Source organism: Nostoc sp. S13 (assembly GCF_029379315.1).
Lineage (GTDB): Bacteria > Cyanobacteriota > Cyanobacteriia > Cyanobacteriales > Nostocaceae > Nostoc.
Genome location: NZ_JAQYWQ010000002.1, coordinates 51,957 through 75,211 on the forward strand (window position 1 = coordinate 51,957; position 23,255 = coordinate 75,211).

The 23,255-nt window shown below is 40.9% G+C and carries 13 protein-coding genes and 2 pseudogenes; 8 read left to right on the forward strand and 7 right to left on the reverse strand.

The features are described 5' to 3' along the window. Window positions 1-40: 40 nt before the first annotated feature. Both PUQ00_RS00950 and fabD read left to right on the forward strand, forming a co-directional pair. Window positions 41-1,033, forward strand: coding sequence for a beta-ketoacyl-ACP synthase III (locus PUQ00_RS00950; protein WP_300412246.1), 993 nt, complete (start codon window positions 41-43; stop codon window positions 1,031-1,033). Window positions 1,034-1,244: 211 nt separating this feature from the next. Next, window positions 1,245-2,126, forward strand: coding sequence for an ACP S-malonyltransferase (gene fabD / locus PUQ00_RS00955; protein WP_300412248.1), 882 nt, complete (start codon window positions 1,245-1,247; stop codon window positions 2,124-2,126). Window positions 2,127-2,131: 5 nt separating this feature from the next. Here fabD and PUQ00_RS00960 read toward each other — a convergent pair whose 3' ends face one another. From PUQ00_RS00960 to PUQ00_RS00980, 5 genes are all read right to left on the reverse strand, one after another. Beyond that, window positions 2,132-7,504, reverse strand: a complete 5,373-nt coding sequence (locus PUQ00_RS00960) for an ATP-binding sensor histidine kinase (protein ID WP_300412250.1) — start codon at window positions 7,502-7,504, stop codon at window positions 2,132-2,134. 74 nt (window positions 7,505-7,578) lie between these two features. Further along, the gene (locus PUQ00_RS00965) at window positions 7,579-7,737 is read right to left on the reverse strand and encodes an ATP-binding protein (RefSeq protein WP_300412390.1); all 159 of its coding nucleotides are present in this window, start codon (window positions 7,735-7,737) and stop codon (window positions 7,579-7,581) included. A gap of 3 nt (window positions 7,738-7,740) precedes the next feature. After that, on the reverse strand, window positions 7,741-7,920 hold the full coding sequence (locus PUQ00_RS00970) for a hypothetical protein (RefSeq protein WP_300412252.1): 180 nt from the start codon (window positions 7,918-7,920) through the stop codon (window positions 7,741-7,743). Window positions 7,921-7,965: 45 nt separating this feature from the next. Next, window positions 7,966-8,121 (reverse strand): hypothetical protein, encoded by a 156-nt coding sequence (locus PUQ00_RS00975; RefSeq protein WP_300412254.1) that lies wholly within the window; start codon window positions 8,119-8,121, stop codon window positions 7,966-7,968. Between the two features lie 125 nt (window positions 8,122-8,246). Next, window positions 8,247-14,033 carry an AAA family ATPase gene (locus tag PUQ00_RS00980; RefSeq protein ID WP_300412256.1) on the reverse strand — a complete coding sequence of 1,929 codons (5,787 nt, stop codon included), beginning with the start codon at window positions 14,031-14,033 and terminating at the stop codon, window positions 8,247-8,249. A 721-nt stretch (window positions 14,034-14,754) separates the two neighbouring features. Here PUQ00_RS00980 and PUQ00_RS00985 point away from each other — a divergent pair. From PUQ00_RS00985 to PUQ00_RS01005, 5 genes and pseudogenes are all read left to right on the forward strand, one after another. Continuing rightward, window positions 14,755-15,393, forward strand: coding sequence for a lysophospholipid acyltransferase family protein (locus PUQ00_RS00985; RefSeq protein ID WP_300412258.1), 639 nt, complete (start codon window positions 14,755-14,757; stop codon window positions 15,391-15,393). Between the two features lie 137 nt (window positions 15,394-15,530). After that, window positions 15,531-16,568 (forward strand): annotated as a pseudogene (locus PUQ00_RS00990) (AI-2E family transporter). 319 nt (window positions 16,569-16,887) lie between these two features. Continuing rightward, window positions 16,888-17,184: a DUF2288 domain-containing protein gene (locus PUQ00_RS00995; protein WP_300412392.1), complete on the forward strand. Its 297-nt coding sequence runs from the start codon at window positions 16,888-16,890 to the stop codon at window positions 17,182-17,184. 327 nt (window positions 17,185-17,511) lie between these two features. Beyond that, window positions 17,512-20,016: an endonuclease MutS2 gene (locus tag PUQ00_RS01000; protein WP_300412260.1), complete on the forward strand. Its 2,505-nt coding sequence runs from the start codon at window positions 17,512-17,514 to the stop codon at window positions 20,014-20,016. A 226-nt stretch (window positions 20,017-20,242) separates the two neighbouring features. Next, window positions 20,243-20,893 carry a Uma2 family endonuclease gene (locus PUQ00_RS01005; protein WP_300412262.1) on the forward strand — a complete coding sequence of 217 codons (651 nt, stop codon included), beginning with the start codon at window positions 20,243-20,245 and terminating at the stop codon, window positions 20,891-20,893. A gap of 19 nt (window positions 20,894-20,912) precedes the next feature. On the opposite strand, the pseudogene PUQ00_RS01010 reads toward PUQ00_RS01005, so the two are convergent. After that, window positions 20,913-21,716 (reverse strand): annotated as a pseudogene (locus PUQ00_RS01010) (molybdate ABC transporter substrate-binding protein); the annotation flags it as partial. A 12-nt stretch (window positions 21,717-21,728) separates the two neighbouring features. Beyond that, on the reverse strand, window positions 21,729-21,890 hold the full coding sequence (locus tag PUQ00_RS01015) for a hypothetical protein (RefSeq protein WP_300412264.1): 162 nt from the start codon (window positions 21,888-21,890) through the stop codon (window positions 21,729-21,731). Window positions 21,891-22,642: 752 nt separating this feature from the next. Here PUQ00_RS01015 and PUQ00_RS01020 point away from each other — a divergent pair. Beyond that, window positions 22,643-23,248, forward strand: coding sequence for a DUF3038 domain-containing protein (locus PUQ00_RS01020; protein ID WP_300412266.1), 606 nt, complete (start codon window positions 22,643-22,645; stop codon window positions 23,246-23,248). Window positions 23,249-23,255: the final 7 nt, after the last annotated feature.

The window sequence follows — 23,255 nt, forward strand, 5'->3', positions numbered from 1 at the left end:
AAGACAAAGGACAAAAAGCTGATAGCTGGGGAGATTAGGAGTGCAAAATTTAGGCGTAGCAATTACTGGAAGTGGCTCGGCGGTACCAGCAACTTCTCTACACAACCAGACATTGAGTGAAGTAGTTGAAACATCAGATGAGTGGATAACTACAAGAACTGGAATTCGTCAACGACGATTAGCGCTGCCATCTGAGTCCTTGAGTGTACTCGCTACTGCCGCTAGCACTCAGGCGATCGCATCTGCAAGAATTAAACCAGAAGACCTAGACCTGATTCTGCTAGCGACTTCCACCCCTGATGATCTGTTTGGTAGTGCTTGTCAAGTACAGGCTAAATTGGGAGCCACCAACGCAGTAGCTTTTGACTTGACAGCTGCCTGCTCCGGTTTTGTGTTTGGTCTGGTTACAGCCGCCCAATATATTAGAACAGGTGTCTATAAAAATGTACTGTTGATCGGGGCAGACATCCTCTCTCGCTGGGTAGATTGGGAAGATCGGCGCACTTGTGTATTGTTTGGTGATGGTGCAGGGGCAGTAGTATTGCAGGCAGACAAAAGCGATCGCTTATTGGGATTTGCACTTAAAAGTGATGGTACTCAAAACCATTACCTCAATCTTGCATATACAGGCGTTTCCGAAGAACTGCTCCCCGGTGTAAATATCACTAAAGGCACTTATCAACCCATTACTATGAACGGCAAAGAAGTTTACCGCTTTGCTGTGCAAAAAGTGCCAGAAATCATTGATAAAGCCTTGTTTCAAGCCAACCTCAATGTTGACCAAATAGATTGGCTACTCTTGCATCAAGCTAATCAGCGAATTATCGATGCAGTTGCCCAACGCCTGAATGTCCCAGAACATAAAGTTATCAGTAATCTCGCCCAGTACGGTAATACCTCTGCTGCTTCCATTCCCTTAGCTTTGGATGAAGCAGTGCGGCAAGGTAAAATTAAACCCAATGACATCGTTGCTGCATCCGGCTTTGGTGCCGGTCTTACTTGGGGTGCGGCAATTTTTCAATGGGGAAGGTGACTGGATTTTGGATTTTGGATTTTGGATTTTAGATTTTAGATTGATCCCACACATGAATGTACACCCGCGATCAAGAATTTTAGATTTTAGATTTGTTCTGGCGTTGAAATTCGTTTGCTCTCAGACCTTGTTAAATTTTGGATTGAATAATCCAAAATCCAAAATTTAAAATCTAAAATTCGGTAAATATTTTGTTCTTTGTTAATGACCAATGACTAAAACTGCATGGGTGTTTCCCGGACAAGGTTCCCAAGCGCTGGGAATGGGAATGGACTTATTAGATATACCGTCCGCTAAAGACAAGCTTGCCCAAGCCAAGGAAATTTTGGGCTGGTCTGTAACAGAAATCTGTCAAAATCAAGAAGAAAAGTTATCACAGACGCTATACACCCAACCAATTCTTTATGTGATAGAAAGCATTCTTGCTGACCTTCTCCGAGAACGAGGACATCAGCCAGATTTAGTTGCTGGTCACAGTTTGGGAGAATATACTGCCCTTTACATTGCGGGTGTCTTTGAGTGGTCGGCTGGTTTATATCTAGTAAAACGTCGTGCAGAACTCATGGATAGTGCTGTCGGTGGGATGATGGCGGCTTTGATCAACTTTGACCGCGAACAGTTAGAAAAAGTCATTGCCCAAACGCCTGATGTGGTGCTAGCAAATGATAATAGTTCGACTCAGGTGGTAATTTCAGGCACGACTGAGGCTGTGCAAGCCGTGATCTCTGAAGTTAAAGTAAAGCGTGTTATTCCCCTAAAAGTTTCTGGAGCATTTCATTCACATTTAATAGCACCAGCAGCTGCCGAATTCCAAGACATTCTAGAATCTGTGGAATTTCAGCCAGCTATTGTACCAGTGTTGTCTAATGTCGAACCAATTCCGTCTGTTGATGCCGAAATTTTGAAGCAACGTCTGAACAAACAAATGACTGGTTCGGTACGCTGGCGAGAAATTTCTCTGCAATTACCAGCTAACGGTATCCAGCGAGTAGTAGAAATTGGCCCCGGTAAAGTGCTAACTGGCTTGGTTAAACGTAGTAGCCCTGATTTAATATTAGAAAACATCCAAACTATTGCTGATTTGCCTGTTTAATTTTTTTAGAACTTCATTTCAATTACAAATTTTGTACCCTGACCCAGAACAGAGTTAAAACTCAATTTACCACTGTGGGTTTCTTCGACAATAGACTTGGCGATCGCTAATCCCAGTCCCGTCCCTTTACCCACATCTTTTGTAGTAAATAAGTGGTCAAAAATCTTTTGTTTAACTGATTCATTCATCCCTTTACCATTATCAGTAATAGCAATTTTTACACCTTCATTTTCCAGGGAAGTTTTAATTGTAATTTGGTTCGGATTGGCCTTAATTTCCTTAAAACTCCGTCCTATATTTGATTCATCTAGTGCATCAATGGCATTAGCCAGAATATTCATAAATACCTGATTCAATTGTCCAGCAAAACACTCAATCTTAGGTAAATTGCCATAGTCAGTTATCACTTCAATTGCTGGACGTTGTTCGTTTGCTTTCAGGCGATGTTTGAGAATTAAAATTGTGCTATCAATGCCTTCATGAATATTAAATGGCACTTTGTAATCTTTATCAGCGCGGGAAAAAGTTGTTAAACTTGTGCTAATGTTGTGAAGGCGATCGCACGCCATTGTCATAGAATCAATTATCTTGGGTAAATCTTCTAAGCTATAATCCAAGTCGGTTTTTTTGGCATGGTGGATAATTTCATCACCTGGATTGGGAAGACTTTCTTGATAAAGTTTCAAGTGTTCAACAATATCTGCAAGGCTAGGTTTAGCTTGTTGAAGGCTAGCATAAATAAATCCCAAAGGATTATTCATTTCATGTGCTACCCCTGCGACTAAGTTACCCAGTGCCGACATTTTCTCACTTTGGACGATTTGTAATTGTGCCTGTTGTAAATCTTGTAATGCTTGCCCAGCTTGTTGATAAAGTCGAGCATTTTCCAAGGATATTGCAGTTTGGGAAGAAAGTAGATTGATAACTTGCAGACGTTCGTTAGTAAATACCTCGCTTGCGAGTTTATTTTCTAAGTAAAGAATCCCCACCAAATGCCCTTGATTAATAATTGGTGTGCATAAAATACTTTTGGGTTGATACTCTAACATATATTCCTCAATTACTCCAGGAATATCTGTTTGGCAATTATTTATAACAATTGTTTCTTGAGTATGTTTAACATAATTGATAATTTTTATGGGAATATCTTGACAAGTATCTAGTAATTGTGGCTCAACTATGGTTTGTATTTTCTGATGATGAATCAAGGTAATTGCTCGGACTTGCCAAGTGTTTTCTTGAGGAAGCAGCAGTACAGCTTTTTTGGCGCCAGAGTTTTCTAAGATAATCTGGGTAAGACTGGCAATGAGTGTATCTAATTCCAGAGAACTGGAAATAGCTTGAGCGGCTTTCAGGGCAGAGGTAAAATCTAAAACGTCGGAAATATTGGTGCTGCCAGTAGTATTCGTGCGGGTAGATGAGAAAGTCCCATGAAACGCAAGAGTTTCTTGGGAGTTGGGGTTGAGTCGTTGCTGTTGCAGGATGACTTGAAGTAATTCGGGATAGCGTTGTTCTAGATCGGCAATTTTGGCTTTTGCTCCCCACCGAGAATAAGCATAGTAGGCTTCAATCAAATAATCTTTGGCAATGCGTTCTTTGCCCCATTCAAGATAAAATTTTGTGGCGAGTTCGTTGGCGATCGCTTCTTCGTTGAGGTATTCGTGTTCCTTGGCAAGGGCGATCGCGCGATCGTAGTTTTCTATTGCTTCGGCTCTAGCCCCCAAAACCCGACAGCGTTCTGCGACAATCAAGGCGCAGCGGTGAGCCTGATTACTCGGTGCATAAGCTGCCCACCCATTGAGTTTTTCCAGGTTGGTAGCAACCCGTTCTAGAATGCTTGATTGGTCTGTTTCGCTGGCATCTGGATAAAGCGCTAATTGTACTAGCGCATCGTAGAAATAGAAAATCGGAACGCTCATCAGTCCTGCCGTTCCACCCAAATACTGGGCTGCTTTATTGGCGTTTTCCAATGCTTGTTCATAGTGTTGGAACAGGTAGCAAAGTACCAGCTTATGGCGATAAACTTGGTGCAGTGCGGTTACTTCACCCGTTTTCTGGTAAAGCTGAATTATTTTACGCTCATCGCAGTATTCGCCAACCAACCGATGTGGCTCTGTTGATGCCCCCAACAGATTCACGACTACCTGATGGTAAAGACTTTGCATGTAGAGATAGGTATGCTGGCGCAGTTGCTGCATCACCTTGCGATGTTCTTCCATCACTAGCTTCAAAGAAGACAGTTCCTGTCCAGAGAAATAGGCATTAGAGTCATACACCAGCAGGCTGAGTGCTGCAAGATTGAGATTACCAATTTCTAATCCACTGGCATAAGCTTGCAGTAGTCCTGGCAGGCAGGTTTTTGCAGGTTCTTTCCAGTGTTTAAAGAAGCAGTTAAAGTCAAAAAAGGCATCAGCAACATGGTTGGGTGAGTGAACGTGTTGCAGAAGGTTTATCTCCAGTTGCCCAAAGCAATAGCCCGTTTCAATATCACCCAATATGGCAATCAACATTAACCCATAGAGACCATAGGCATGAATCGATTCTGGTGCATTTCCGTACTGCAACGATAGATCGAACTGGGCAAAGACGACCAGGGGCATCAGGTTTGGGGCAGCTTGATAGGCAGGCGACATGATGGTGGACAGAATCATGATTGCGGCTTTTTTGTCCGGCGCAGTCATTTGGGGTAAATGCAACAAAGATTCCATCGATCTGTTGCTGAGTTGGATTTGGGTGTTCTGGAGTGCCTGCTTGATGTCTGCTGGGGTAGGCTGTTCTGGCAAATGCACTCCTAGAGGTTCCAGCACGAACCGTGCCAACTGCAACGCTTCTAAAAGCTGGTTTTGAGCCATGCAAGCCCGAATCTTCGTATTGTAAACATTAATTCGATCAAGCCAAGAGCGGGCATGAGTGAGCACAACTTCAGCGAACTGTTCCATTTGTTCAAAGTTAGCACTGAGGAAAGCAGAATTAGCTGCACCTTCATACAAAACGAGGGTGAGAGTATAGTGGCTCTGCCAGCAATTGTCCCTCAACAAAGAAATGCCCGTGTTGAAATAATTTAAAGCCGCCCCATAAGCCGTTGTACCCTTAGCTTTCTGGCCAGCTATCAGGTTTAACTGGACGAGTTCCTGTTGCTCCGTCTCATCCTCAATCAGAGATATCCCCTTGTTGAGGTGGTTAACGATCGCAAAAATCTGCTTATCCTGTTCACTCCCACTCGTTGCTTGTTGCAGCAAACGTCCAATATTCAGGTGGGTGATTTGCTTTTGCTCTTCTGGAATCAGGAAATACGCCGCTTGCTGAACGCGATCGTGCAAAAAGCGATAAGTTGGATTAGCTGCTGCATCAGAAACCGACGCACTGTCAAACTGAATAAAAAACTTATAGATTTCCGTATTCGGAAAAATCAAACCTTCTTGTAATGCTTTCCACAGTGCCGCAGCCGTATCTTCAGGAAACTGCTGGGACACGATCGCCAATGTCGTCAAATCAAACTCTGCTCCAATACAAGCCGCCAACTTCAACACATCCTGAGTTTGTATCGGCAGCTTCTGCAATTGCAGTGCCATAAACTCGACGACATCATCGGTGATCGCTAAAGCTCTGACTTGGGCAATATCACACTGCCAATGCCGTGCTTCCCAGTCAAAAGTAATTTGTTTCTCTTCATAGAGTGCCTTGAGAAACTGAGTCGCAAAAAAGGGATTACCCTTGGTTTTTTGGTATACCAGTTCGGTCAATGGTTGAGCCAGGGAGCGATCGCAATTCAACGTATCCGCCACCAACTGATTCATATCAACTAGACTTAATGATTGCAGCCTAATGGTATTGACCACTGCCCCAGTTTTGACGATCTCATCTACGGTTAGGATAAACGGGTGAGTCGCTGATACTTCATTATCCCGATACGCACCCAAGATTAATAAATGTCCTGTCTGTTCCATCAACAATTGTAGCAATTTCAGCGATGCCGAATCTGCCCATTGCAAATCATCCAAAAATATCACTAATGGATGTTCAAAACTTGTAAAGACTTGGGTAAACTTTTGAAACAATAAATTAAATCTATTTTGTGCCGCACTTCCTGATAATTCTGGAGCAGGTGATTGGATACCAATAATTCTTGATAATTCGGGAATTACTTCCAGAATTACTTGTCCGTTCTCACCTACAGCCTCTAAAATATTGCTTTTCCATTGTTGAATTTTTGCATCGCTTAGAGTTAACAATTGCCCCATCAAATTCCGAAACGCTTGTACAAATGCCGAAAAAGGAATATTTTTCTGAAATTGGTCAAATTTACCTTTGATAAAATAACCGCGTTGACGCACAATCGGTTTATGAACTTCGTTAACTACAACGGTTTTACCAATACCAGAAAAACCCCCAACCAGCATCATTTCTGTTGCACCGATGCTAACTCTTTCAAATGCTTGCAGTAGAATTTCTACTTCTGTTTCTCGTCCATAAAGTTTGTCGGGGATAATAAAGCGATCGCACACATCTCTTTGTGCAATTGGAAAACTCTCAATTTTGCCAGTTGACTGAAGTTGAGTTAAACAAGTTTCTAAATCATATTTTAGTCCTAATGCACTCTGATAGCGTTCTTCAGCATTCTTCGCCATCAATTTCATCACGATATCTGAAATCGATTTAGGAATTTTGAATATCTCCAAAGGAACAGGTTGTTTGGCAATATGACAATGCACCAACTCCATCATATCCTTGGACTGAAAGGGTAACTCTCCTGTGAGTAATTCGTAGAAACTGACACCCAGTGAATAAAAATCAGTCCGGTAGTCAATCCCCCGATTCATTCTTCCTGTTTGTTCTGGGGAAATATAAGCGAGTGTCCCTTCTAACACATTGGGACTGATTAGTGTTTGAGTTTCTCGTGGTAGTAAAGATGCAATACTAAAGTCAATTAATTTAATTTGTTTTGTTTCTGGATTAATTAAAATATTGGCTGGCTTAATATCTTTATGAATAATGCGATCGCGGTACAATATATCTAAGATATTACACAGTGCGATCGCTATCTGTAAAAATTCCGTGATATTTCGTAGACTTTCCCCTGTTCCCCATCCTTTAAGAGAAATCCCCCCAAAATCTTCCATCACTAACGTATAGCCATTTTGATACGGTTCCAGGCTGTAAGTTTGGATGATTAAGGGTGAATTGAGATTTTTAGCAATGGTATACTGATTGCGAAACTGCACCAATTCGCTAAAACTGGGATAAGGATTTTTCAGGAGTTTAATTACTACTCTTAAGGAGTCAGTTTCTCGATACCCACGATAAACTAGGGTTCTCGAACCATTGTATAGTTCTTCACTGATGTGATATCGGGGAATATTGACTCTTGTGCTAACCATGTTGATCAATCCTAACAGTCTCTGGATTTAGTATTCCCAGATATCTAAAGTTATTTACCAAAAAGAACCAAAAATTATACTGGAATTTCAATTAAAAATTTTGTACCTTCACCCAGAACAGAGTTAAAACTCAATTTGCCATTGTGGCTTTCTTTAACAATAGACTTGGTGATCGCTAATCCTAATCCTGTTCCTTTAGCAACGCCTTTAGTGGTAAATAAATGATTAAAAATCTTTTATTTTAATTCTTCATTCTTGCCATTCCTATTATCTGGAATATTAATGATTATTTTTTGCTTGTCATCGCTAATTTGAGTAATAATTGTGATGCAATTAGGATTTGTTTGAATCTCTTCAAAACTGCGTCCAATATTTGATTCATCGAGTACATCAATCCCATTTACCAGAATATTCATAAACACCTGATTTAACTGTCCGGCGAAGCATTCTACTGATGGGATCTAACCATAGTCTTTAATAACTTTAACTTCTGGGCGAGTTTCTATAGCTTTAAGGCGATGTTTGAAAATTAGGATAGTGCTGTCAATGCCATCATGAATATTACAAGAAACGGGGCGATCGCTCAGTCGAATCGCGGCAAGTATTTTTATGATCACTCCTTAAAATTATGAATTGAAAACTCTTGCCTCTGCCAATAGAGATGCAATACTGCTGAATTTTTCAGACTGCCTGATCTAGTTTTCTCAAATCGATAAAGTTATTTACCAAAAAGATCCAAAAATCATACTGGAATTTCAATTAAAAATTCTGTGCCCTGACCCAGAACAGAGTTAAAACTCAATTTGCCATTGTGGGTTTCTTCAACAATAGACTTGGCGATCGCTAATCCTAATCCCGTCCCTTTACCCACACCTTTTGTAGTAAACAAGTGGTCAAAAATCTTTTGTTTTACTGATTCATTCATCCCCTTAGCATTATCAGCAATAGTAATTTTTACACATTCATTTTCTAGGGAGGTTTTAATTATAATTCGGTTAGGATTGACCTTATTTTTCTCAAAATTCTGTCCCATATTTGATTCATCCAGCGCATCAATGGCATTTGCCAGAATATTCATAAATACCTGATTTAATTGCCCAGGGAAACATTTCACCTGAAGCAAATTCCCATAATCAGTTATCACTTCAATTGCGGGACGTTGTTCGTTTGCTTTGAGGCGATGTTTGAGAATTAAAATCGTACTGTCGATACCTTCGTGGATATTAAACGGCACTTTATAATCTTTATCAGCACGGGAAAAAGTGCGGAGACTGGTACTGATATTTTTGAGGCGATCGCACGCCATCACCATTGAATCAATCATCTTGGGTAAGTCTTCTAAGCTATAATTCAAGTCGATTTCTTCGGCATGGTCGATAATTTCATCACCTGGATTGGGTAACATTTCTTGATAGAGTTTCAAGTGTTCAACAATATCCGCAAGGCTGGGTTTAGCTTGTTGAAGGCTGGCAGAAATAAAGCCCAAAGGATTATTCATTTCATGAGCTACCCCTGCAACTAAATTACCCAATGCAGACATTTTCTCACTCTGAACAATTTGTAATTGGGCTTGTTGTAAATCTTCTAAGGCTGTTCCCAGTGCTTGAGATTTTTCTGTTATCACTGACTCGCCTTCTTTGCGATCGCTAATATTAATAGTTGTCCCGACTACGCGATAAACTTTGCCTGTCTCATCTTTTAATGGACTGAGTGTGGTTAACCACCAACTTTTCTGGTCATTAAATGTTAGACATTCTTCATAGGTGACGGGTATTCCGGTTTGGAAACAACGCAGATATGTTTGCTCGATTGTTGCACCTTCATTAGGAGCGATTAATTGTTGCGGAGTTTTACCCAGCACTTCTGAAGCAGGTATACCAAGCGCTAGTTCGCAGGATTTACTCCATCCTGTGTACTCAAACCTACCATTATCCCGGACATCGGTCACAAAGATGAGACAGCCAACACCTTCGTAAATACTATTTAGGAACTTTCCTCGCTCGTGGAGATGATTATATAATTGGGCATTTTCCAAAGAAATTGCAGCTTGAGTGCAGAGGAAATTTACAACAGAAAGGCGATCGCTGGTAAATACTCCTGGAGTCAGTTTATTTTCTAAGTAAATAATACCTATCAAATGTCCTTGATTAATAATCGGGGTACATAATACACTCTGGGGTTTTATTCGGTACATATATTCCCCAATTACACCAGGAATATCTGTTTGCAAGTTATCGATCACAACTGTTTGTTGGGTATTTTTAACGTAATTGATAATTGTTGTGGGAATATCTTGACAAGTATCTAGTGCTTCTGAATTAAGAATGGTTTGTATGTCAATATGAGAATTTGATCCATGATTGATAAAAGTAATTGCGCTAACTTGCCAAGTATCTCCTTGAGGAAGAATTAGTGCAGCTTTTTTGGCGCCAGAGTTTTCTAAGATAATCCGGGTGAGACTGGTAATGAGTTGATCTATTTCCAGAGAACTGGAGATAGCTTGAGAGGCTTTGAGGACAGAGGTAAAATCTAGAACATCGCAAATATTGGTGTTACTAGTGCTAGAAGGCTGAGTAGATGAAAAAGTCCCAGAAAAGCCAATAGTTTCTAGGGGGTTGAGGTTAATTTTTTGCTGTTGTAGGATGGGTTGCAACAGCTTGGGATAGTATTTTGTTAAGTCATCGGTTTTGGCTTTCGCACCCCAGCGAGCATAGCAGTAGTATGCTTCTTGCATATATGCTTGGGCGACTTTTTCTTTACCCCAGTCGAGGTAGAATTTGGCTGCAAGTTCGTTGCTCAGTCCTTCTTCTTGAATGTAGCCGTTTTCTTTAGCAAGAGAAATGGCCAGCTCATAATTTTTCATTGCTTCTAAATATTCACCAATAACTCGATGTCGTTCTGCCTCCACTAGGTAAAATTTGTGTAGATGATTCGTCGGGTTAAAACTTGTCCATTCATGCATCTTTTTCTGATTAGCTGCGACTTTTTGCAGGATATTTTCTTGCTCATATTTAGGATGCTTAGGCAAAACAGTTAACCAAGTCAGAGAAGCATAAAAAGAGAACACAGGAATATTAAACATTCCTTTTCCGCCAGATATATAATGTTTTGCCCGTTCGATATACTTAAATGCTACTTCAAATTCTTGAAACAAATAACACAGAATTAACTTGTTCAAAAAGAAATGCCATAATCCTGTTTTGTCATCTGTCTGCTGATATCCTGCTAAAAGTTCCTGTTCTTTGTCTGCTTCACCAAGCAACAGAGATGGACTTGCCGTTTGACCTAGCAAGTTCAAAATTGACTGTCGATAAAGTTCATTGTAGTTGAGCTGTGTTTGCTGATTAATTTGTGACAATGCCTTGCTATAGGCTGTCATTTCTTGTTCTAGCTCAGATAACTCACAACCCATGAAATAGGCGTGGAAGCCGTAAGCATAAGCTGCATAGCCCAAGGTCATAAAATTTCCACTTTCCCAACCACTGGAGTAAGCATTTCGCAGCAGCTTTAAGGTTTCTCTGACATGAACTTTCCAATGAAATATAAAAGTAGAGGTTACAAATAACACTCTGGCTTCAATCTTTTTTTCTTTGAATTTAGATAATAGATTCAACGCTAATTGACCAAATTCATAGCCCTCGTCAATATCGCCAGCAACAGCACAAAGAAATAATCCGTAGCTAGAGTAGCCTAATGCAGAAATAGGTGCATTTCCATAAGTCATTGACAGATTCATCTGCGTTATGATTATCAATGAATTGAGATTTGGTTTTGTCAAATAAGCAGGGACAGATATGTCATTGAGAATTTGCATAACTGCTAAAATTTCAGGGTTCGTCATCTCTGGCAGATTTAGTAGATCCGTAGGTTTCTTACTACCTAAAAGAGCTTGTGTTTGTTGACTCAACCGTGCAACATCTTCTAAATCTGGTGATTCAGGCAGATCGATCTCAAATTGCTTTAATATCGTCAAGCCAGTGTTGATGGCTTCGAGTAGCTGACCCTGTGATGTGTACGCATTAATTCTCACACCATACACTTTGACTGTATCCAATGCTGTTTTTGCCTGTTGCAGTGCCACTTCTGCAAGCTGTTCCATCTCATCTATATCGGTATTCAGATAGGCTGCCTCTGTTGCTTCTACATATAATGCCAGTGTCAGGTTATACTGAATTTTCCAGCGATCGCCTGCTAAAAGATTGCGCCCAACACCAAAATATTTAACCGCAGCACTATAAGCAGTAGAATTTTTAGCTTTGCGCCCAGCTATTAAATTCAACTTTGCTAATTCCTCTCGTGCTGTCGGCTGTTCAATTAATTCGATAGCAACATTAATTTGATTAACAATCTCAAAAATTCGTTCTTCTTGTTCACTATCAGATGTATTCTTCAGTAACTCTTGACCAATCCGATGATGAGTTGTTTTCTTTTGCTCATCTGGAATCAGAGAATAAGCAGCTTGTTGGACGCGATCGTGCAAAAACTTGTATTTGACAGTCTGAGAAATTTCTTCAGTAACAGCTTGACTTTCTTGCCCGACATAAAATTTATAAATATTACCAGTAGGCAAAATCAACCCTTCTTGTAAGGCTTTCCACAAACAAGCTGCTGTTTCTATCTCTGATTTTTCCGAAACAATAGCCAAAGTTCCTAAATCAAACTGATTACCAATACAAGCAGCTAACTGCAATACATTTTGAGTTGATGGTGGCAGTCTTCGCAATTGAAATGCCATAAAAGCAACAACATCATCTGTCAAAGCTTCCTGAGTCACTCGTGTAATGTCACATTCCCAACAACCTGACTCAAAGCTGAACTCAATCAGTTCATCTTGATGCAATGCTTTGAGAAATTGTGTAGCGAAAAACGGATTACCTTGAGTTTTCTGAGATACTAGTAAAGAAAGAGGCAAAGCTACATTTTCGGAACACTTAAGTGTGTCAGTAACTAAGTAATTCACTTGCACTTGACTCAGTGGTGCTAAAGTAATCGTATTAATCGTGAAGAGTGCTTTTTCGATTTCACTCAAGGTCAACATTAACGGATGTACTGGATTGACTTCGTTATCACGATACGCACCAATGATGAAAAGATGCTCTGTATCAGTCATCAATAGCTGCATTAACTTCAACGATGCTGAATCTGCCCATTGCAAATCGTCTAAAAATATTACTAATGGATGTTCGGCAATAGTAAAGACTTGAGTGAATTTTTGGAACAATAAATTAAAGCGATTTTGGGCAGCAGTTCCTAATAATTCGGGTGCTGGTGGTTGGATACCAATAATTATTTTTAATTCCGGAATTACTTCAATAATTACCTGTCCATTTTCCCCGACAGCTTCTAAAAGCCTACTTTTCCATTCCTGGATTTGAGTATCGCTTTCTGTGAGCAATTGCCCCATTAAATCTCGGAATGCTTGCACAAATGCCGAGAAGGGAATATTTCGCTGAAATTGGTCATATTTCCCTTTGATAAAATAACCACGTTGACGAACAATGGGTTTATGAACTTCGTTCACAACCGCAGTTTTACCAATACCCGAAAAACCAGCTACCAGCATCATTTCAGTTGCACCTTTGCTTACTCGCTCAAATGCTTGGAGTAGGGTTTCTACTTCTGTTTCTCGTCCATAAAGTTTATCGGGGATAATAAAGCGATCGCACACATCTGTTTGTGCAATTGGAAAACTCTTAATTTTGCCAGTTGACTGAAGTTGAGTTAAACAAGTTTCTAAATCATATTTCAGTCCTAATGCACTCTGATAGCGTTCTTCAGCATTCTTCGCCATCAATTTCATCACGATATCTGAAATCGATTTAGGAATTTTGAATATCTCCAAAGGAACAGGTTGTTTGGCAATATGACAATGCACCAACTCCATCATATCCTTGGACTGAAAGGGTAACTCTCCTGTGAGTAATTCGTAGAAACTGACACCCAGTGAATAAAAATCAGTCCGGTAGTCAATCCCCCGATTCATTCTTCCTGTTTGTTCTGGGGAAATATAAGCGAGTGTCCCTTCTAACACATTGGGACTGATTAGTGTTTGAGTTTCCCGTGGTAGCAAGGATGCAATACTAAAGTCAATTAATTTAATTTGTTTGGTTTCTGGATTAATTAAAATATTCCCGGGTTTAATATCTTTATGAATAATCCGATCGCGGTACAATATATCTAAGGTATTGCACAGGACGATCGCTATCTGTAAAAAGTCTGTGATATTTCGTAGACTTTTCCTTGTTCCCCATTCTTTAAGAGAAATCCCCCCAAAGTCTTCCATCACCAACGCATAACCATTTTGGTATGTTATCAGACTGTAGGTTTGGATGATTAAAGGTGAGTTGAGATTTCTGGCAATGGTGTACTGATTGCGAAACTGCACCAATTCGCTGAAACTGGGATAAGGATTTTTTAGCAGTTTTATCACTACTCTTAAGGAGTCAGTTTCTCGATACCCTCGATAAACTAGGGTTCTCGAACCATTGTATAGTTCTTCGCTAACTTGATATCCGGGAATAGTAAGCATACTGCTAAATCCTGACGATTTCCATATCTAGTATTCCCAGATGAGTAAAAGAATTTATAATTTAAAAGAATACAAAAAATAAATTATCCGATATTCGTAATTGGCGTTACACTTGATCAACGCACCATATCTATCTGATTTCACGATCCGTTACGGCGTTTGGCCTAACGTCTAGATTGGATATTTTTTAATTGGAAGCCCCTAAAAGGATATTTGAAAAGCTAGGGAATGTAGTAAAAAAGCTCACTAAGCGTCAATTGAAATTGTCGAAATCAGTAACTTGCATTTCTAGAGAATTGTTGAGTTTGCTCTGGGCGTTGCGATCGCTTATAGCAATGCTAGCTGAAAACCCCTGAGAAACAGCAACATGGTTGCGTCCAAAGTACTTTAGGCGGTGGATGAAAGCTGTACTTCGACAGGCTCAGTGACCGCAAAAAGCGATTGCGGCTTAAGTCATGTTTAACAACAAACATGATAAGATAAATTAACCAGTACAAGATTTAAAAACCTACCCCCAGACTGGGGGAAGTATACGCCCGAAAAACCTTGAGGAGATATCACCACCCTCTATGACTTGTCCTGAGCGCAGTCGAAGCAGCAAACGTGGTGAGCCTGGGAACCTGTACAAACAGGATATTAAGGCTGCAAGGTCTTAAGAATCTTCGCACCTTTAGGTGCGAAGAGTGTCAAGCTAAATTCAGTCTGATTTGAATTATATTCTGTGGACAGAAACCGCGAACCGTTTATCAGTCTGGCACTCTACCACGCCTTTAAATGGTCGGTCGTCAGCCCCATCCTTCACGCTTACTTTCGGGGTCAAATTTATGGTATGGAAAATGTCCCCCAATCAGGGCCGTTGCTAGTAGTGAGTAATCACGCTAGTTACTTTGACCCACTGATTGTCTCTAACTGTGTACGTCGTCCAGTAGCGTACATGGCTAAGGAAGAGTTATTTAATATTCCCATTTTGGCACAAGCGATTAAATTGTACGGCGCTTACCCGGTGAGTCGGGGAAATGCCGATCGCAATGCCATCCGTTCCGCCCTAGAATGTCTTGATAAGGGTTGGGCTGTCGGTGTTTTTTTGCAAGGTACCCGCACCCCAGATGGTCGAATTACAGACCCCAAAAGAGGTGCATTGCTGGTGGCGGCGAAAGCAAAAGCCCGAATATTGCCGGTAAGTGTCTGGGGTACTGAGGGGATTTTACAAAAAGGATCGTCCCTACCTCACGCAGTTCCCATCACTGTGAGAATTGGTAACTTGATTGATGCTCCCAATTCCACTAATAAACAGGAATTGGAAGTGTTGACCCAAAAGTGTGCCACAGCAATTAACGAGATGCATGATTTAGGACGATAAGTTAGACAAGCTCAGATATATGCTTTAGGGAGGTAGCGACGCCTACGGCGGTAAAGTACGCAACTTAACTTTTGTATCTTTATCAACTTAGTCAATGCTTTTAATCCAAAATCCAAAATCTAAAATCCAAAATTGATATGAGCGGCTTTGAAGCCAAAAATTTTTGGGAGCGATTAAATAATCTGGCGTTAGTCCGCTTTTTGCTTTTGGTTGCTTCTGGCTGGGCATCTGTACAACTTTTAGCTTACTTTGAAGCGGTCATTGTTATTTTTACATTTGCGGCAATTTTAGCTTTTTTACTCAGCTATCCTGTACAATGGCTGCGGCGTTTTTTGCCCCACGGTGTAGCTGTTGGTGTCGTTTTCTTGCTGAGTATTGTGATTATTAGCGGTGTGATAATTACCCTGAGCTTAACAGTTTTATCTCAAGGACAACAATTAATTGACAGTATAACTGGCTTTGTCAATTCTTTAATACCTCTATTAGAGCGACCAGAAGGGTTTTTGCAAAACCGTAATTTGCAGATAGATTTAAGTTTTATTCAAGAACAATTACGAAACCAAGCTGTATCAACTCTTGTTACTAGTTTAGCTATTTTACAAGGGTTTATGACGAACTTTGTGACTTTTATCTTAATTGCAGTTGTGGCTTTCTTCATGCTATTAGATGGAGACAAGCTATGGAATTTTATCATAAAAATAGTACCAAAATAGCGCCGCAATAGATTTACAAATATAATCAGACGCTCATTTCTCGGATTTTTTAGAGGTCAATTATTATTAAGTGTATTTCTGACAAGTACGACTTTCCTAGTTTTTTTAATATTAAAAGTACCTTTTGCTTTGATATTGTCAGTGATAGTGGGAATTGTTGATATCATTCCTGGTATAGGAGCAACATTAGGAGTAAGCACAGTGACTCTATTTGTGTTGTCTCAAGGTGTTTGGTTAGCATTGAAAGTCTTGATAGCTTGTATTGTTCTCCAGCAAATACAAGATAACTTAATTGCGCCTCGAATTATGCAAGATGCGCTGAATCTTAATCCTGTAGTGGTATTTTTTGCTTTGCTAGTAGGCGCTAGAGTCGCAGGATTAATAGGTGTTTTTATATCTATTCCCATCGCTGGAGTAATTGTATCTTTATTTGAAATTGATGAAATGAAATCAGAAGTTTAGTTATTAATCATTGGTCACACAATGAGAGGATTTGAGATTTGAGATTTATTCCACGTAGCTTGCTTCTCGCGGAGCGAGTATAAATTTCTATGCTCTGAGACCTTTTTAAATTTTTGACTTCCTGCGGAACGCTACTTCTCTTCTTAGGCTGCGCCAACGACAAAGCTCAGTACAAGTTAGTCGAACGCTTTTGAATCTTCTCTTCTTAGGCTGCGCCAACAATTCCATTTTCCAAAATTGAAAATCTAAAATTCGGTCAGGAAGTACCTTTTAGTTAATAATGTAAAAATAGCCATTTACAAATAAAGATTGGGGAATGATGTCGGATTTAAGAGCGGAATTAACAGAAATTGTGGATGAGGCAGAGTGGGAGTGGCTAATTCCTCATGTACAACGAGATGCAGTAATTTTGGTGGCACCTGAGTTAAACTTGCTAGATGTTGGAGTAGCGATCGCTAGTGATCACATTCCATCAGTGCAACAGTGGATTGATGAACTATTGATTACCAAACCCACGACAGTACAGGTGGGAGAATGGAATCTTGAGCGCAGTAAGCGATTTAATACTCTCATCGTCCAGCCTTACGTTTTGGTGCAGGAAATATTTGCTGCTTAATTAGTTTCTGTGTTGTTTTCGATGACGGTTGGTGTTGGAATAGTTTCTCAGGAAATATGGTTTGTTGTGTCAGTTATTACTAAAAAACTCTATTTGTTTCAGATATATAGCCGCATGATCTGCTTATATCGAGTCAACAAAACTGTTTAACTTTTTTTGTAGATAAAAACTAAATTGATATGAAAGTATCATAAAATACATAAGTATACAAGCAGATGAAGGGCAAAATAGCTCTCGACTATTGACTAAAGCAAAATTTTCTCTTTTAATATTTGTCCATCTAGGAGCTAGAATTGTTACGATAATTTCAGATTAGATGTTGAAACCTTGATCCAATCTGAAACCTTAGAACTATTAGAATGGCATCGCCTTTGCCAGCACCTTGCCACCTTTGCGGCAACTAAGCTGGGGGCGATAGCGGCGCGTCATCTGAAAATACCCGATTCTCAGAGCCAAAGCGAACAGTTGTTAGAGCAAACAAAAGAAGTCTACCAACTCGAAAGTCACCTGACTACGGGACTATCATTTGAGGGAATTGAAGATATTGGCGATTCCTTAGAACGGGCAGAACGCAGTGCAATTTTGACAGGGGATGAACTGTTAGCGATCGCTACCACCCTGGCTGGTGCTAGAAATTTGCGCCGTATTATTGACAATCAGGAAGATTTGCCCATACTGACTCAGTTGGTTGCCGATTTGCGGACTTATCCAGAACTAGAAAAAGAAATTCACCGGTGTATTGATGAACGGGCCCAGGTAACTGACCGCGCCAGTCAAAAACTGGGAGAAATTCGCACAGATTTGCGGCGACTACGTACTCAGATTACTCAAAAGCTGCAAAATATCTTACAGGCAAAATCTGGGGCAGTTCAGGAACAGCTGATTACGCAACGGAACGATCGCTTTGTCATCCCCGTGAAAGCACCCCAAAAAGATGCCATCCCCGGCATTGTCCACGATACCTCTACCAGTGGTGCGACGCTGTATGTAGAACCGAATTCAGTAGTGCCTCTGGGCAACCAACTACGGCAGATCATCAGGAGAGAGCAAGCTGAAGAAGAAGCGATTCGCCGCGTTTTGACCGAACTTGTAGCCGCAGTTAAACCAGATTTAGAGAGGTTGTTAGCGATCGCTACCACTTTGGATCTGGCAACCGCTAGATCACGATATAGTTACTGGCTAGGAGCAAATCCCCCGCGATTTATCCAGCGTGAAGACAATGAAATTATTACCTTGCGGAACTTACGACATCCTTTGTTAGTTTGGCAGCAACAGCATGAACAAGGGCAACCAGTAGTTCCTGTTGATTTACTGATTAGTCCGCTAATTCGGGTAGTGACGATTACCGGTCCAAATACTGGCGGCAAAACTGTAACCTTAAAAACTTTGGGGTTAGCAGCATTGATGGCGAAAGTGGGTTTATTTGTCCCCGCCCGCGAACCAGTAGAAATACCTTGGTTTGATCAAGTGCTAGCAGATATTGGCGATGAACAATCCTTACAGCAAAGTTTATCCACATTCTCTGGGCATATCCGCCGGATTAGTCGGATTTTGGAAGCATTAGGCAGTGGGGGAGATGAGGGAGATGAGGGAGATGAGAGAGAGTCCAATGCCTCATACCCCATGACGCCACTTGCTTCAAGTCGGCAGAGCCGCCCAACGCAGTGGCTCCCCCATGCCCCATGCCCTATGCCCAATTCCCTAGTTTTACTCGATGAAGTCGGCGCAGGCACCGATCCAGTTGAAGGTAGCGCCTTAGCGATCGCCTTGTTGCAATATTTAGCCAACCATGCCCAGCTAACTATTGCCACCACTCACTTCGGCGAACTCAAAGCCCTGAAATACGAAGATGAGCGGTTTGAAAATGCCTCTGTTGAATTTGATGAAAGTACTCTCTCACCTACTTACCGTCTACTGTGGGGCATCCCCGGACGTTCTAACGCCTTAACCATTGCCCTGCGCTTGGGATTGAAGGCAGAAGTGGTAGAAGAGGCGAAAACCCAAGTGGGAGAGGCCACAGATGAAGTTAACCAGGTGATTGCTGGCTTAGAAGCGCAACGCCGCCGCCAGGAAACCAAAGCTGCCGAAGCACAAAGTTTGTTGTATCAAGCGGAACGTTTATACAAAGAAGTATCCGCAAAAGCCGCAAGTCTGGAGGAGAGGGAAAGCAGTTTGCGGGCTTCACAGGAAGTAGCAGTCCAACAAGCGATCGCCCAGGCAAAAGGTGAAATTGCCCAAGTGATTCGCCGCTTGCAGAAAGGTACGCCCACAGCCCAAGAGGCCCAGCAAGCCACCAATGCTTTGAATCAAATTGGCCAGCAATATCAGCCAGCAACCCCAGCAAAACCAAAAGTTGGGTTTATGCCCAAAGTAGGCGATCGCCTCCGTGTTCCCAAACTGGGACAGACAGCAGAAGTGATCACCGCCCCTAATGAAGATGGGGAGTTAAGCGTTCGGTTTGGGCTAATGAAAATGACTGTGAAGTTGGAAGACGTAGAATCTCTAGATGGTCAAAAACCCGAACCAGTTGTCAAACCCAAACCAGCCCCAGCAGTAGTAACGCCACCACCACCACCGCAAAGTCCCCCAGAAATTCGGACTTCCCGAAATACCGTCGATTTGCGTGGTAAGCGGGTGGCTGATGCCGAATACATTTTAGATAAAGCGATCTCAGAGGCTACAGGGCCACTCTGGATTATTCACGGCTACGGCACTGGTAAACTCCGACAAGGTGTCCACGCCTTTTTGCAACAGCATTCCAGAGTGAACAACTACGAACCAGCAGAACAAGCAGATGGCGGCAGTGGTGTTACCGTTGCTTACATAAAATAAAGTAGCAATAAATGTAACTATAGCGGTTCTCAATTGCATTCAAACGAGAACTGCTATATTTCATCACCCAAAGTTAGGATGAAGCAGAAGTTGCAGAATAAAAACAGTATGAAGACCAAGATTTTACCTTTCATTGCAGCTTTTAGCTTTTTTACTCATAATCTTCGGGAGTAAAATATCACTAACACCAAGCGTATTGCCATTAATCAAGAGAAGGAAATTTGCGATGTTACTTGAACTCAATCAACTAATTGTTAGAGCCGGTCATCAGTTGTTGATTAAAGATGTCTCCTGGTCGGCATACAAACGCATTTTAGCGGAATTGGGAGACAATCGCAGTTCTCGCATCGGTTACAGTCAAGGGGTGTTGGAAATAATGGCTCCATTACCAGAGCATGAAGTAGCTAAAGTTATAATTGGCGACTTGGTAAAAGTATTATTAGAAGAACTCGAACTGGAATTTTGGAGTTTGGGTTCTACGACTTTTGATAAGGAAAATATGGATGCTGGAGTAGAACCCGATGATTGTTTCTATATCCAAAATGAAGCTATAATTAGAGGCAAAGATAGAATCAATTTAGAAACCGACCCGCCTCCAGATTTAGCTATTGAAATTGATATTACCTCCAGGACTCGTTTTAATAATTATCAAGCTTTGAGAGTACCGGAACTGTGGCGATGGAATGGAAGCAAGTTGGAAATCAACCTGCTGTTCGATGGTAAATATATAGAATCAAATACTAGTTCTCTTTTTCCCAATATCCCAATTTTCCAAGCGATTCCCAAATATTTGATGCAGAGTAAAAGCAATGGCAGAAATGCGACAATGAAAGCATTTCGTGCGTGGATAAGACAGAAAATTAGTAGCCCCCTTTAGTTGAAATTGTCATAAATGGCTACTCAAAAAGGTTGTGACGCCCTTGTTCTGCATCTCCGTTGACAATTTTGATTAATTGCTTTTTGAGCAATACTTGTTTTTTATTCAGGATAAAAGCTACACCTACAGCCAGCAAAATTCCACCCGCACCCTGATGTTCGGGAACAGAAGTAGAGGGTGCGCTAAATCCATACTTTGCCAAAATTTCTTGCCCTGATGGTGACAGGATATATTCAGCTAATTTTTCCCCATCAGGATCGGCATTTTTCAGTGTAGTCAATCCATAATTAGCTTTCGTTGCTAAATAGTCGGGTAATTCTACTATTTGGAGATTGTCACCACCTACTATTGCTTGGGCAGCCTTCCCACTGGTGTAATAAGCTAAAAAGATGTCTGCCTGCTTTGTTTCTTCTAGAAAGTAGACTAAATTATTTTTACCATTAGGAACTATAGGAGCATTAGGATTACCACCTACTAATTGCAAAGCTTTATCCTTCAGAATTTTAGAGCTACCAGGTTTAACCTGATTAGTCTTATCAAATATCTGCCATGCATAGTCACCAGATGGATCTGCTACAGGTGTGGAGGTTGCCACCTTGATTTCAGGTTTTAGCAAAAAATCCAACAAATTATCTGATGTGATACCAAGTCCTGATCTGACAACAGCAGTCATGCGGTTGCTAGTGAAGTTCACTACAGGTTCACTTAAACCTTCCTCAAACAATGTCTGAGGGTTATCAATATCTGCACTGGCAAAAACATCTGCGGATTTTCCGGTTTCGGATAATTCTTGTTCTATAAGTTCTCGTGTTGAACCAGACGGGCCAAATCGCGTTTATACTGGAATCCCATATTTCTCGTTAAAAGATTCACCTACTTGTGTGAGGCTATCACGCAAACTACCAGCACCATATAGCTTAACCGCGAACGCCTGAGTTGGCAAAGTCACACCGACAGCACAAGCTATCAGTGAAAAGGCAAAAAAATGCTTTTTCATACTTTTTCATAATTGTTATTTATATTGTTGCGTTGCTATTACTACTCAATGAATTTTCTGTAAGTCTTATTTAAGTGTTAGTTTTAGATAAACGTAGAAATAATTACTTTTTTTCATCAAGTTTTTCAATGAGTTCTCAGATATACGTGGTTTGCGGCTAGAGGTATAATACCAACTAAATTGGAAAAAATGAATAGCCCAACATCTTCAAATGCTAACTTGATCAAACTTTTAAGTTTGTCCTCAGTTTCATGGAGGCATCAATCGTCCTGATGTTGCCCAGTCTGTGCTGAAATAACAGGCTGCACACAAGTGAAACTGAGGTGGGATGATGACCAGCAGCAAGAAGCGCCTTTAGCAAACAGGCAAAAAATCTGTATAGTAATTATGTATAGATTAATACTAATTAATAAAACATCAAGAAATTTCAAAATTTAAAACTGCAAATAAATTAGGACGTATTCTAAATAATTATTTAGCGATAATTGGCTGTTACCATTCTTAACATTGTTTATTTATACTATTGTATGGAGCTAGTAGCGAAAGTCGGGTAAACCTTAACTGGAATTGAAAATTTTCTACTTTGTCGAAAATAAATTTTCATCTAGAGTAGGACAGAGATACCTGCTGTTTACACATACAAAAAATCTAGCTGAAGCCTCTGGCTTATAGCTATGGGAAACCAAGCTTGACGCTTGAGAGTCTGGTTTCAAAATGGGTAACAGCAACATCCCCTATCAGCTTGATCACCTATGCTAAAAGTTATGCACTCGGCCACCAACTCAGCCACTCCAAATTCCCAGTGGGAGGATTTAATCAAGCTTCCAGCCCCAAACACAGTTCAATGGGATAATATCAAAACCCAATTAGACTTGGTGCTGTTGGCGCTAGAAACCTTAACTGGGATTGGTTCAGAGGCTATGCTTTCGGCGGCAACTGATCTGAATTTAGAGTCAAGAGTGCCAGACCGCGTAGCTTTATGGCGACTGCGCCAATCAAATCCCCTACGCAAAGGTCAAGGAGGGCGAAAAAAGCTAGATGTCGAAGAAGCGCGATCGCTTGTTCTGATCACCTGCTACCTAGCCAAACAGCACCAGGAATTGATTCGCCGCGCTGTCGGTCTGTTGGAACAAATGGCAGAAAATAACCGGGAACCTTACCAGGCTGCTTTACTTGGAGATTATATTGATGCTTTTTGCAACACTTACCAAGAGCGGATGGAAGAGGACGAGCAAATCTCAACGGATTTACTAACTAACCTGGCACTAAAACTGCTTGTAGATTTACTTTTTTACAGTGCTCCTGGTGGGCATCGCCGTCTCTGGCTAGCACTTATAGACCGTTCAACAAAATTTTAGATTAAAG

What these genes read in the sequence shown, in the direction of transcription:
- fabD (WP_300412248.1), top strand. Translation starts at nt 1,245, where the DNA reads ATGACTAAAACTGCATGGGTGTTTCCCGGACAAGGTTCCCAAGCGCTG.
- PUQ00_RS00960 (WP_300412250.1), bottom strand. Translation starts at nt 7,504, where the DNA reads ATGGTTAGCACAAGAGTCAATATTCCCCGATATCACATCAGTGAAGAA.
- PUQ00_RS00970 (WP_300412252.1), bottom strand. Translation starts at nt 7,920, where the DNA reads ATGAATATTCTGGTAAATGGGATTGATGTACTCGATGAATCAAATATT.
- PUQ00_RS00980 (WP_300412256.1), bottom strand. Translation starts at nt 14,033, where the DNA reads ATGCTTACTATTCCCGGATATCAAGTTAGCGAAGAACTATACAATGGT.
- PUQ00_RS00995 (WP_300412392.1), top strand. Translation starts at nt 16,888, where the DNA reads ATGTCGGATTTAAGAGCGGAATTAACAGAAATTGTGGATGAGGCAGAG.
- PUQ00_RS01005 (WP_300412262.1), top strand. Translation starts at nt 20,243, where the DNA reads ATGTTACTTGAACTCAATCAACTAATTGTTAGAGCCGGTCATCAGTTG.
- PUQ00_RS01015 (WP_300412264.1), bottom strand. Translation starts at nt 21,890, where the DNA reads ATGAAAAAGCATTTTTTTGCCTTTTCACTGATAGCTTGTGCTGTCGGT.
- PUQ00_RS01020 (WP_300412266.1), top strand. Translation starts at nt 22,643, where the DNA reads ATGCTAAAAGTTATGCACTCGGCCACCAACTCAGCCACTCCAAATTCC.